This is a genomic window from Mesorhizobium sp. (assembly GCF_017306585.1).
GTDB lineage: Bacteria > Pseudomonadota > Alphaproteobacteria > Rhizobiales > Rhizobiaceae > Mesorhizobium.
In genome coordinates this window covers 1-12,868 of record NZ_JAFKIC010000287.1, presented here as the reverse complement: position 1 = coordinate 12,868, position 12,868 = coordinate 1, and the positions used below count along the sequence as shown (strand labels likewise).

The window sequence follows — 12,868 nt, the reverse complement described above, 5'->3', positions numbered from 1 at the left end:
GAGATTGCCCGCAATCTGGATATTGCCGAGGCGACAACGAAAATCCATGCGGCGGCCATCCTCCGCGAGCTTGGGGTCCGAAATCGGACCGAAGCGGCCGTTTTGCTGCAAAGCTGGCTCTCGAAAAATGCGAACTGACGCATACGCTGGACAGGGCACGAGAACAAAAGCCTGAAGCCTGCCACCCCGGACCATGCCGACACGGCTTGCTCTAGAGTTCAATTTCCTTCCGCGATAGCCGCAACGAATAGCGCAGTCCGTGTTCCGATATCTGCAGCTTCGGGGAATGGCCGACAAGCGGTGCGCCATCCAGGCCGATGATCATGGAACCGAAGCCGTGGCGCGCCACACGCGAATTGTTGCGTTTGCCCGATTCCACCCAGTCGAACAGGACGTCGTCACCGGCGCCTTCGGATGCGAACTCCCATTTTACCTCCACCCTGCCCTGTGGAACACCCAGCGCGCCGTGTTTCACGGAATTGGTGGTCAGTTCGTGAAGGACCATCGCCAGGCTCTCGGCGGCGCCACCTGGTACGACGATTGCGGGGCCGCTGATCGTTATGTCCCGGGTATCCTTGAAGGGCTGCAATTCCTGGGCCACGAGTTCGTGGAGCATTGCTGAAACATTGGCGTGGCCCGACAGGAGCACATGCGTCGTTTCGAGCGTTCGTATCCGATCGATCAACATCTCCTTGTATCTGGCCACATCATTCCCGGGAACATTGATCATTCGTACGAGCGCGGTGACCACCGGAAAAAGATTGCTGAAACGATGGCGTTCTTCGCGCATGATGCGCTCGCCCTTCTTGACGGCAGCGCGAAGGAGCGTGGTCTGTCGACGCTCGGTCAAATCGGCCGCCACCCCTATGCGCAACAGGCGGTCGCCATGATTTTCCTGCCGTCCGCGCAAGGCAATCCACCGCACATGGCCGTCCTTCCGCCGGACACGAATCTCCATGTCATAATTCGCTGCCGACGAAGATTCGGCCGCAGCGGCCAGCTTTGGCCAGTCAGCCGGATGAACCACGCTCGAGAGTTCCCGCAACCGGCGGGACGGAGCCGGGGGCATGTCGAGAATGTCCCAGAACTTGTCCGAGCCTGTGACCGTCCCGTCCTTCAGATCGATCCCCCACGTGCCCAATCGCCCGGCGGTCAAAGCGAGATCAATCCATTCCTTCTGAGCCAGGAGCGCCTCACGGGCCTCTCGTCGCTCCGAAATGTCGTCGACCACCACGAAAACGTTCCCGTTGGATATTTCATCAGGTCGAGACGAAGACACGGTCAGGCGCGCCCAGAATGTCTTGCCGTCCTTTCGCAGAAGCCGCGCTTCCATGCCGAACGAAGCGGCGCGATCGACCAGACCTCGCAGCAATTTCCGCACGGCGTCTTGATCGTCGGGGTATACGAGTGCTTCAAGCGGCAGCTGGGCAAGTTCCTCTTCCCGATAGCCCGTCATCTCGCAAAGGCGTCTGTTTGATTGCAGCAGTTGGCCACCTCGATTGGCATTCGCAAACCCCATGGCGGCGCGCTCGAAAGCCCAACGGTACCGGCTCTCGGTTGCGTCGATGGCGGCAAGCCTCGCCTCCGCGACCTCGAGGGCGCCGCGCAGATCCTGTCGCAGGCGGTGGAACATAATCGCGATCAAGCCACCCGAGACCAGAAGGAAGATCGCGCGTGTCCAGTCTTGAACGGAGAGCTGACCATTCACCACTTCCCGCGTCCACAGGCCGACGATCGCCAGGAGTACGGTCGCGGCAATCGTTGGCCCACGGCCCTCCAGATACACGATGACAATAATTGCAGGTATGGACGAGATAAACGCCGCGTCCTGTCCAATATTCACTGTGTTTGTTGCTACGAATATTATCGATACGGCCAGCACCAACAGGGATGCCACATGAGCTAGCGGGGTGCCTGACACGTTCGATTTGAGCCAACGCGGATACGAACCCATGCGCCAGACTACGACCTTCTGTCTAGTCCGTCGAGACTAGGCCTTGTGGAGGCTACCTAGTACCACTGCCGAATTGCCACGCCCTGGCCGGTGAATAGAATCATGATCGGGAGGGCTCATCAGAAAACGCATTTTTCGAGGAAACGCTGCGAAACAATAATCGCTGCGATGTCTCTGGTCGAATCCGAGGCATAGAAGCGCCTTCCAGTCGAAACCAGGAAATCAGCACAAGTAAATCGCCGGAAATTTACTTTCGTATGAGGCAACTAGGGTTAGGGTGGTAGCGATGACTCTGATTGAAAGGCGCAACGACGCGGTTGCGGGCAGCCAATACATTGTCCTCAAGGATACTCGTCGCCCAGGTTCGACGCACTTCCCGCGGCGACCGGACGCCCGGCCCGGCGGGGCGCAGCGACGCAGCCTGGAATCCATAACCGGCATGCTCGAGCGCATCGGGTGCGGCTACCTCGTCCTGAATCGCGAGAAGAAGGTAGTCGAATGGAACGCAGCCGCCCAGGATACGCTTGAACGGCAGGGTGAAGCGGCCGATACGGCTTGCGAGCTATCTGCCGGGCTAAGGCGGCTGATTGCAAATGCTCCTGCCCATTTCCAGCCAGGTTCGCTGTCATGGGTGGTGATCCGCAGCCGGGGCGACAGGCCTGTGATCCTGAATGAGGTAGGCGTCATCGCGCCCGACGGGACGAGCATCGTCGCATTGCTCGATCGGGAGAACACCTCGACCGCCAATCCTCAGACATTGCAAAGAATGTTCGGCTTGACCAGCGCGGAAACCCAGCTGGCGCTGCGCCTGGCTCATGGCGACGCGCCCCTGGACATCGCCCGCAGCTGGCATCTCAGCCGCACGACGATCCGCTCCCAGCTCGCCTCTCTGTTCGCCAAGACAGAGACAAAGCGCCAGGCGGAACTGGTGGCGCTTCTGGGGCGCATTTCGGTCCTGCCATGAGATAGGCGACAGAGGCAAAATCGGACAAGCCAAAAGCTGGTGGTTATTGCTCGCGCGTTGCGGGTGACGTTCTAGAAACCCGCGCCGAAGTCGGCGGCCTTCGCCGCATTGCCGGCTTCGCGCCGGCGACAGCGTATCTAGATTTTCACCGAAGGCCACCGGGATTGCATCGCTTACTCCGTTTTGGGATACGCCGCCGGAAATTGGCGAAGCTCCGGGCGAGTACCGTGCCCAACTCCCAAGAGGCGCCGGACATAACGCGTCACCGGTTTCTCGAACCAATGATAGGTAATCAGCGCCACGCCAAAGGTGGTCGCCAACGCCAATACGATGAAGGCCCACGGGCCAAGCAACACAGCCAAGCCTGCTCGCCAGAACATGATACGCATGGCGCGGATCACGAATGGATGCAGCAGATAGAGGGCGTAGGACGCGTCCCCGACGCTGGTGCTCCATCGGGCCGCCAGGCCCTCATGCCGCCGATCGGCCGGGGCCAGCGCAGCACCCCAGACTATGAGGGCGGCAGGCACGCCATAAACAAGCGGCCGGGAAAGGCCTGTCGAGATTTCGGGAAATGCCGCTGCAAGCATCAGCGCGGCCAAGCCTGCCCCGGCGACGCAAGCCCTGGTGAAGCCGGACGGCCGCAAGCCCCAGATGCTCATGACACCGATCACCGCCCCGAACGCGAACTCAAGGATGATCGGACTGGTCCAGAAGGCGAATGGCTCTGGCAGCGGGGCGGCGAGACGGCCTGCGGCCACCAAGCCCGCCAGCGTGGTGAGCAGCATCGTAACGGCCCACCGCATGGGCAATATGATTGCAGCCGCGAACAGCCCATAGAACAGCATTTCATAGTTGAGCGTCCAGCCAAGTTCATAGACAGGCTGAACGATCCCGTCGGGGCGAGTGGCTGGAATGAAAAAATAGGATTCGATGACAAACCTCGAATTGACATAGCTCTGATTGAGGAAAGCGGGAGCGACAGATGCCACTGCGAGGTAGAGCGTGGTCACGACCCAATAAAGGGGGACAATCCTGGCGATCCGGCGGGAAAGAAAGAGACGCGCGCCGCCCGCCTTCGCGAACAGCTGTTGCGACGCATGCACCATGATCAGGCCGGAAATCACAAAGAAGACGTCGACTCCGGCGCTCCATGGTATCGGGTTCCAGGCCTGAAAGGTCCGACCGACCTGCGAACCCAGCGTTGCCGCGTCATGTTGCGCATGGCGCAGTGCGACCGAGGTGGCTGCAACGGCGCGCAGAATCTGGACCTGAGCGAGTGTCTCGCCTTGCCGAGGCTCGACAAGGCCTCCTCTCTCAGGTCGCGGAATTGGGAGCGTTGAAGTCGCGGCCGGCTCTTGTTCGTCAGGCATGGACGCTCCAGCACTTTGCCGGATCACCGTTGCGCGGCTCTGGAGCTCATGCATCCTTCGAATGACGGACACGGACCATGAATGGGAAGGCGCATTGGCGCGGCGGCCCATCCGCTCATTTGAGACGGATCCAGCCGATGGACCGACAGCCTCTCATTTGCCAACACCCAAGAACCGGTTCCGTTGCTGGCCTGCGACCGCGCTCGGCCAGATTGAAAGTGCCGCAAAAACCAGACCCGGCAGAATTCTCAGCCGTTTGCCGATATAGATAGCCATGGCAACGCTCCATATGCTGAGGGCCAGCGCGACGCCCACGGCAGCACCGATGGGACCGTAGATCGCGACCCCCACGGCACAGGCGATGATGTTGGCAACCGCACCGGCGACCATGGTGATTGCGGCGGCCCATTCATGTCCGGTCATGGTCAGAAGGTTCTGCTGAGGCCCGCACAGTGCAACGAAGACATACCCCAGGATGAGAACCCGCGCGATCGGCGCCCCTGCGGTGTACCCCTCGCCAAAGTAGCTCAAGAACGGCTCGACGATCATCATCATCGGAACAGCCACCGCGATGGCGCCGCCGGCGGAAAGCATGGTGGCCCGTGCGAACAGTTGCTGCAGGCCTTTCCGATCGCCCCTGGCATGCAGATCGGCCGCCGTGGGTGAAAACATGGTAGCGACGGCGATGCGGGAGAGCCCCACGAGCATGGCGACGTTCAAGGCCAGGGCGAATATGCCCGCTTCACGGATGTGGTGGGTCCAGCCCAACACCAGCACCCCCGCACGGCTGACAAAAACATCGAGGCCCGTGATGAGCATCAGCGGAGGAACGGCAAACCACCATTCCTTCGCCGCGGAACTGGAGGGACCCTGCCGCAGGCCCGGCGGTTCGAACTTCGCCGCGGTGACGAATACCAACCCGACCGTGATGGCGGAACTAACGAGCACCGCCAGCATCACCGATGGTGCGTCCACGGTCCGCAATCCGGACTTGGCAAGGATCGCCACCAATACCAGCAGCAATCCGTCACGCACGATGCGCTCCGGCAACAGCGCCGAGACGACGCCGCCGAAAGCGCGCACAAGCGTGGCGCCAAGGGCATAGGCGGTAATCAGCGGGACCGCCGCCATGCCAATCACGATACTTACCTCAAGCCCCGTTTGCGTATGATCTGAAAAGAAGAGGACGACCGCAGCCCCAATCAGCGCGAACAGTGTCGCCGCGAACAACGATCTTTGCAGGGCGAATTTTATCACCCCTCGCACCAGATCAAGCCTGTCGTTGGCTCTGTAGGCGGGCACAAAGCGTAACAGCGAAACGTTGAAACCAAGGGTCGCCAGATAGGCGAGCACGGAGGTCCACGCCAGGACGTAGGAATAGATGCCATAGTTGCGAGGCCCGATGAGACGGGCGATTGCCAACTGTGCAAGGCTGGTGAGCCCAGCGCCTCCGATATAGATCAAGAGGGCGAAGACGCTCGCCCGGGCAAGCCGTGAGCCCACGTCCTTCTTGCGCAGAGGAGCGGCTATTGAAGCCAGGACGCCTTTAACACGGCCCTGAGACTTTCGATGCAGGCGATCTTCCACGTTCTCGGCATCGGCATGAAGCGCGTCTCTATCCACAACCTCCTTGCCTGCCCGCAAAACTCCAGAAATAATTTTTTTCTCTAATTCAAAAATACTTTTTGGAACCGACTTTCCATCGGAATTATCTATGGAAATTACTCTTCTCCCGGAAATCTTCGCAATATCATTTATGGATTCAAAAACCCCCACCGAGCGCATATTGACGTTCAAGCCAGCCTCGAAAATTCGTTCCGCTGGTGGCTCGCGCTCCATCCGTTGCCGTAAGCGGTCCTCGACAACCGCCTGCGGTACCAGCAGTCTGATGGTGAGATCGGCCGGGGGCGCGAGATTGAGTGCCTTTGCCAGCGCATCGCGGTTGGCACTTCCGTTGAACATTGCCAGCGATCCGATCGCCTGAACGTACCCCTGATCGAATATTATGATATCAGGCGATCTCCTCGCGCCATTCCAGCAACGTGAAAGGTGCAATATGTATTGCCAGATTCTTGCACGCCATATGCGTTTTCTCGGGGGTATCAGTCTTATCATCGACAGCGAAAGAGAAATTTCTTTCAATCTTCCTCTCGAGAAAATCATTATCTTCAACGTAGAAAATATCGCCGATAGTATCCTCGAAGCAAACAACAAAACTCCAAAGTCGAGTATTCCCGCCCTGATACTTGGCTTGTAGCTCAAGGCGACCTTGGCATTGTAGCCTTTCCCGCGCAACTGCCGGGCGAGCGCATGCGCGAACGTGGTTTTGCCCGATCCCGGCGGTCCGAAGAATTCAATGATCATTCTGGGCAGGCCCGATCTTGGGAACACACATCGTTCCCGGTGACGATCCTCGGCGAGCGGCGACGGCGATCCTCATCAGACCCTCGCGAGCAGGAGATCGGCGCCGTCCCCGAGCCGGTAGGCGGCATGTTTCCTGAGATTCACCTGAGTGAGCACGCTGCCCACGGGAACCGTGGCGGAGCCGCCGGCCCGCAGTGAGTCCAGGACACCGCGGGCAATGCCGCGCCGCGTCCTGGCCCAGCGAACAGCAAAAAGCACCGCACCGGCCCAGCGCTTTAGAAGCCTGGTTTCGGGGCCGCCTAGTCCCAGCGGGCCGTTAATGATGACGATGTCGTAAACCGAGAGCAATTCATCGGTGAACTGGGATTTGTCCACCGTGGACAAAAGCGTCAGCAGATCATCGGAGGCTGCCGGGGCGGTCATGAGGTCTATGCCGATTTCCGGCATTCTCGTGATTGCATCCTGCAGGACGCAGCGGTCACTGACATAATCTCCAAAGGTGTTGTGCGCCACGACGGTGCTGAATTCGCCGCGAAACTCGTTCGTGAGCCGCATGTCCTTGCGGTCAAGATCGATGAAAATCACCCTCCCGCCCAGACGAGTGGCCGCTAGCGCCAGGCTCCACGCCAATTCGGTTTTGCCGTCGTCCTGGGTGCTGGACGTGGCGAGGATGATGTGCGGCGACCGCCCCCTGCCCTGAGTTGGCGCGGCGGTGACAAGAACCGATGTCACGGCGCGGCTGAACGGCGAATTCCGCTGGCCCAGAACCAGATGCCGAAGCTGTTTGGCGTGAACTTCAGAAACCTTGGGAAGCAGCCCTATGCAGGGAATCCCGAGCTCGGCTTCCGCCTCGGCCTCACTGCGCAAGGTCTGGTTGAAGCTGTCGCGTATTATGACGAACACCGCGCCCATCAGGCCGAACGCGATCATGCCGGGCGGGATCAGGAAAATTGGCGACAGGGTCTTGGGACTTGATGGCGGCCATGCCGCCGAGAGGACCGCCACACCCGGCGACGGAGCCTCGATGCGCCGCATCAGGTCCTGCTGTCGCCCAAGGAGATCGTTATACCTCTGCGTCACGATAGCCACCTGCGGCTCGAGGGCACGCAACCCGGCAAGCTGGCTGGCGGTGTCGGTCGCGGCAGTATCAAGCACTCTCTTGCGTTCCTCGAGGGCCGCGACCTGCGCGCGGTAGACATCCGTTTCCGCGGCGATGCGCGCGATGTCCTGTTCGAGCTCGAGTTCGATCGCCTTGCCGAGATCCTCGCCGGCGGTGCCGGCCGTCTGGCGCGCCACCAGGTCGGCCAGCACCGGAGAACCGATTTCTTCAGCCATCTGCGAAACGGACGCTCCCGCCTTTCGCAAATCGTCGATATGGCGAAGGCGTGATTCCGAGGCGGACAGATCGGCTTTCGACAAGGCGATCTGGCGGCTGAGCTCGGCTGTCTCATTGGCCGCATTGCTGGCCGCACTTTGATCGACGGCCCCATGGGTCAGCCGGTACGTCTCCAGACGATCGGTTGCATCGACCAGATTGCCTTGCACCTGCGGCAGGCTGGCGACCAGCGATTGCAGTTCGAGCTGATCCGATGCGCGGCGCTTCTGCGCGAGATCGTCGATATAGACCTGGGCGAATGTGTTCGCGACCAGTGCGGCGCGCGCCGCACTGGTGTCGGTGAAGCCGATGGTGATGACCCGCGACCGCAGTTCCTGTCCGACCCTCATTCCGTTGCGGAGCGTTTTCAATGCCGCGGCGTCCACGGCTTCAGGACTTCCGGCCACGGGCTTTCCCTGCGGCCAGACCCGGCTCAGGAGGGTGCTCATGAACGAACCGGTATCGGGCTTTTCTTCCCAGACCGGACTGGAGATGCTCTTTCCGGCCGTGTTGGCGGCCTCGGCTTTGCGCAGCGCCGCCAGAACCCGTCGCAGATGGGCTTGCGACGACAGCATCGTCAGGTGGTCATCAATGCTCGAATCCAGCAGGTCCTGGGCAGAGGCCGTGCCGCCGGGAGCATTGCCGCCGCTTGGGGCGTCGATGATCACCTGCGTCGTCGCCTCGAACAGTACCGGTCGGGCAAAACCCGCCATCCCCGCCAGGATGCCACCCAGAACCGCGATGGCGAGCAGGAACCATTTTCTCGTCGCCAAGGTGACTACGAGTTGATGGAAGGGAGAAGACCGTTCCGTCGGCTCGCGCAGTTCCGGTCTCATTTGCGTGGTGGCTTCGAGCCTCGCTACAGTCATTTGCGTGGCGCGGGGAAGCCTGGCGCGGCTGGCTATCGAACCTTCCATCTCAAACCCCCGTCAATTCGGTCTCGTGAGAAAGGCGTGTTGCCGGCGTTGATGCTCGCATGGCGTCTTCGCGCCATGCCTGGAACATGAGCGCCGGCCATAGCTCGCGAGAATGATCCTGCCTTCCGTGCAGGTGATCACGCCAGCAGGCGTCGACCTTTGCAAAGTCGAGAACCCCGTCTCCCGAGCGGCGTACTGCCTCGATGATATCCGCCGCCCAGGTCCGCAGAGGCCCTTTCAGCCAGGCCCCGACCGGAACGTCGAAACCTTGCTTGGGCCGATCGACCAGCCGCCGCGGGACGTATCTGTCGAGGAGCTGGCGAAGTATCCATTTGCCTTTGCCATCTCGAACCTTGGCATTGGCCGGCAGGCGCCAGGCGAATTCAACGATGCGATGGTCCAGGATCGGGCATCGCCCCTCGAGGCTGTTGGCCATGGTGGCGCGATCGAGCTTCACCAATATGTCGCCGGGCAGATAACCGGTCATGTCGTCGAACAGAAGACGGGACAGCAGGTCGTCGAGTTGCGTTGCGCGGGCATTCGATGCCGCAGGTTTATGATGAACGAGGCTGTTGGTCGAAGATTCGGTCAACCGCTGAAGCAATTCGTCCTCGTTTGCCGCCGCGAGCAGGCGGGCGAGGCGATTCAACCTGTCGTTTCGCAATCCATGCCGCACGCCCGCCGAAAGCGGAAGGCTGTCGAAGACCTCATTGCGGGAGGCCTGCGCCAGCAATCCGGCCCCCGCCGCCAGCAGCCGGCGAAAGGCTGGCGGGAGTGCCTGCTGTCTTCTCAGGCGGGTGGCCAGGAAGTGCCTGGAATAGCCCGCGAAGCACTCGTCGCCACCGTCACCGGACAGAGCCACGGTTACGTGTTGCCGGGCGAGGCGCGATACCAGCAGCGTCGGTATCTGCGACTCATCGGCGAACGGCTCATCCCAGATCCGCGGCAACTCCGGGATCACCTCAAGCGCTGCGGCCGGTGAAAGGTGAAGTTGCGTGTGGTCCGTGCCCAGATGCCGTGCAACAGCGGCGGCATGCGGGGCCTCGTCAAACCCACTCTCGCCATACGCTATGGTAAAGGTGCGAACGGGCTTCGGCGACTGTGCCTGCATCAGGGCGACGACCGTCGAGCTGTCTATCCCGCCCGACAGAAAAGCGCCAAGCGGTACGTCCGCGATCATTCGCTCGCCGACGGCTATGCGAAGCAAATTGTCGAGCTCGGTCGTAAGCTCCTCATCGCTGCCGGCGAGCGGTTCCCACCGCGCCATGCAGGCGACATCGGCCAGCGACCACCAGCGTCGACTGCGATGCGCGAGCGAGCCGGCGCCGCGGGCATTGGCGACGTCCGCCGCCGTTATCGACAGGACCGAGCCGGGCGGCAGCTTGAACACGCCCTGCCAGATACACCGGTCTTCCGGTACCCACCCTTTCGACAGCATCGTCGCGGCTGCGTCAGCATCGAGCTCCGGGGAGAATCCCGGAAAGCAGTTGATCGCCTTAAGCTCCGAGCCGAAGACAAGCGCCTGGCGTGTCGCGGCGACATAGAGCGGCTTCTTGCCCATCCGGTCGCGGGCAAGGTGGAGAATCCGTTTCTCCACATCCCAGAGTCCGAAGGCGAACATGCCGGCGAAGCGAGCAAGTGCCACGTCGAGACCCCAGCTTTCGATCGCGCACAGCATGACTTCCGTGTCGCTGCCGCCACGGAAACAGCGGCCTTGGCTCTCCAGCTCGCGGCGCAGGTCGCGAAAATTGTATATCTCGCCGTTGAAGGTGATGACGTAGCGGCCGCTCTCGGAGTGCATTGGCTGGCGGCCCGCCTCCGACAGGTCAACGATGGCCAGGCGCCGGTGGCCGAAGGCGATCCCGGCTTCACGGCTGATCCAGAATGCCTCGCCGTCTGGCCCGCGATGCCGAAGGGCCGCCATCATCGGCGCGATCGCCCTGAGCGAATTCGTGTCGGCCGCATCCCGCGCCAGGAGAATTCCGGCTATCCCGCACATGCTGGTACCTTCCTCTGACGGGCGGTCAAGGGGATCGTGCGAGGCGGTCCGGCTACAAGGCAGGTGGTGAGGCAAAACCACACGATCGGATGACGGATGATCAGATGCGGAGCACTGAAGACAGCGATCGACGCCACGAGCGCCACGAGCGCGTCCAACTTCGTACGCCAGGCCGCCAGGGCAGCCGAGCCGAGGATCCACAGCAGAGCCATGACCGATATCAGGCCGCCTTGGGTGTACAGGTCGAGAATTGTGCTGTGAGCCTCGAAGGGCTTCGGCAGAAACTGTTGATTGACGATGGGGGGACGATCGAGGTGCGGGCCTGGTCCGAGGCCCAGAGACCCGGACCTCGCCCCCTTGTCCAGCGCTTCGTCCCAGAGGTAGAGGCGAAGCTCGGCGGTTTCGGCCGTGGCCTGCCCGCCCTTGTCCTTGGTGAGGCTTTTGGCGAAATCTTCGGCGCTGGCGGCCTCGCTGAGGGCATAGGGCGCCATGGAGATCGCCAGCGGCACGAACCCAACCGCCAGCAACAGCGCAAGCTGGCGCGAAAGGCTGACCTTGCCGCCGTCGGCTGCAAGCCAGGCCCGAATCCGCAATCCGAGAAGGATCAGGCAAGTCAGGATCGTGGTGTAAAGGTAGGTATCGCTCTTCGTCAGCCTTCCGACATAGAAGGTGAGGACCAGGCTGAAGAGCCCGAGATACCGCCCCCACGGATTTTTGGTGGTTGTGGCAAGATGCAGGGTCAGCGGACCGAAGAGAGCGCAATAGAGCGCAAGCTGGTTGGGATTGTCGGACCAGCCACAGAAGCGGTCCCAATACCAGGGCTCGACACCGGATTGATGGATCCAGCCCCATCCAAGCCCCAGTTGGATGATGAAGCCAGCATTGGCGACGGCGATCATCCACCATGCGCTGCGGCGCAAGCGGCGACCGGCATCGGGCTCCGCCGCAGCCAGGCAGGTGATGCAGACCAACAGCACGTACGCCATCGTGTCATGAATCAGCGGATCGAAGACCAATATACCGGAGAGATAGCCGACGATGGTGCCCACGCTCAAGGCAAGCGTCAGAACCAGCCAGAAACGTCCAAGCTGGGCCAGCGCCGGCGTGGACTCCAACCGGCCGCCAGCCAGAACCCGCCCGATCGACAGCAATATCCAAAGCGTGAGGGAGAGCTCGCTATAGCCGAACGGCAGCCCTGGGATGCTGAGCTGCACCGCGTAGGACATTGCAACACCGAAGGCCAGGAGCGCATCACGGATCATGGCCGTGCCCCGCCCAGCCGAGGGTTGCGCGCACGCTCTTCCATCATGGCCGCCGGCATGGATCGGGCGGGACTGCCGCGGTACTTGCCGCCGAGAACAGTCTTGTAGAGTTCGCAATACTGGTCGACCACCCAGGACAGCGAAAAGCGTTCCCGGACCAGTCCGACGGAACGGCTGCCCATGATTTTCCCGCGGTCGCGATCCGACAGGATCTCGATGATCCTGGATGCAAGGCCATCCGCGTCGCGCGGCGCGACGAGATAGCCGTTCCAGCCATCTTCGACCACGTCATTGCAACCCGGCATTCTCGAGGCCACGATTGGCAGTGCGGATAATCCCGCCTCCAGCAGGACGCGCGGAATACCCTCGCGATACTGCGTGGGAAACGCAAACAGATCGGCCATGCCAAGGAGGGCCGGGACGTCCCGCCGCGGTCCCAAGGCAATGACGTGAGGAGCGTATCGCTCGATATCGGACCTGCTGACCGCGAAGGGACCTTCGGAGTCCTGCGGGCCGACAAGCACGAAACGCGCATTGGGCCTCTCGGAGACAATGCGGGGAACCGCCTTGAGGAGAGTCGGTATTCCCTTCTGACGGGTCAGCCGCCCGACAAAGATTATGACTTCGGCCGACTGGAGCCCAAGTTCCTCGCGCATCGTC

9 protein-coding genes are annotated in these 12,868 nt (G+C 61.5%); 2 read left to right on the top strand and 7 right to left on the bottom strand.

Translation table 11 applies throughout. The features are described 5' to 3' along the window. Nucleotides 1-138, top strand: a 138-nt coding sequence (locus J0I79_RS32755) for a LuxR C-terminal-related transcriptional regulator (protein ID WP_292869596.1), incomplete at its 5' end; no start/stop codon positions are given. 73 nt (nucleotides 139-211) lie between these two features. Here the strand turns inward: J0I79_RS32755 and J0I79_RS32750 are convergent. Continuing rightward, complete coding sequence (locus J0I79_RS32750; RefSeq protein ID WP_292869594.1) at nucleotides 212-1,882, bottom strand: PAS domain S-box protein; 1,671 nt, start codon at nucleotides 1,880-1,882, stop codon at nucleotides 212-214. Nucleotides 1,883-2,240: 358 nt separating this feature from the next. Between J0I79_RS32750 and J0I79_RS32745 the strand changes: the two genes are divergently transcribed. After that, nucleotides 2,241-2,918 carry a helix-turn-helix transcriptional regulator gene (locus J0I79_RS32745; RefSeq protein WP_292869592.1) on the top strand — a complete coding sequence of 226 codons (678 nt, stop codon included), beginning with the start codon at nucleotides 2,241-2,243 and terminating at the stop codon, nucleotides 2,916-2,918. 173 nt (nucleotides 2,919-3,091) lie between these two features. Here J0I79_RS32745 and J0I79_RS32740 read toward each other — a convergent pair whose 3' ends face one another. From J0I79_RS32740 to J0I79_RS32715, 6 genes are all read right to left on the bottom strand, one after another. After that, the gene (locus tag J0I79_RS32740; RefSeq protein ID WP_292869590.1) at nucleotides 3,092-4,291 is read right to left on the bottom strand and encodes an acyltransferase; all 1,200 of its coding nucleotides are present in this window, start codon (nucleotides 4,289-4,291) and stop codon (nucleotides 3,092-3,094) included. Nucleotides 4,292-4,444: 153 nt separating this feature from the next. Then, nucleotides 4,445-6,655, bottom strand: a complete 2,211-nt coding sequence (locus tag J0I79_RS32735) for a polysaccharide biosynthesis C-terminal domain-containing protein (RefSeq protein WP_292869587.1) — start codon at nucleotides 6,653-6,655, stop codon at nucleotides 4,445-4,447. Nucleotides 6,656-6,730: 75 nt separating this feature from the next. Beyond that, nucleotides 6,731-8,947 carry an exopolysaccharide transport family protein gene (locus J0I79_RS32730; protein WP_292869584.1) on the bottom strand — a complete coding sequence of 739 codons (2,217 nt, stop codon included), beginning with the start codon at nucleotides 8,945-8,947 and terminating at the stop codon, nucleotides 6,731-6,733. Nucleotide 8,948: 1 nt separating this feature from the next. Then, on the bottom strand, nucleotides 8,949-10,946 hold the full coding sequence (asnB, locus tag J0I79_RS32725; protein ID WP_292869581.1) for an asparagine synthase (glutamine-hydrolyzing): 1,998 nt from the start codon (nucleotides 10,944-10,946) through the stop codon (nucleotides 8,949-8,951). After that, nucleotides 10,934-12,208 carry a polymerase gene (locus tag J0I79_RS32720; RefSeq protein ID WP_292869578.1) on the bottom strand — a complete coding sequence of 425 codons (1,275 nt, stop codon included), beginning with the start codon at nucleotides 12,206-12,208 and terminating at the stop codon, nucleotides 10,934-10,936. The genes asnB and J0I79_RS32720 overlap by 13 nt, the downstream gene beginning before the upstream one ends. Continuing rightward, on the bottom strand, nucleotides 12,205-12,868 hold a 664-nt coding region (locus J0I79_RS32715; RefSeq protein WP_292869575.1), incomplete at its 5' end, for a glycosyltransferase. The genes J0I79_RS32720 and J0I79_RS32715, both read right to left, overlap by 4 nt.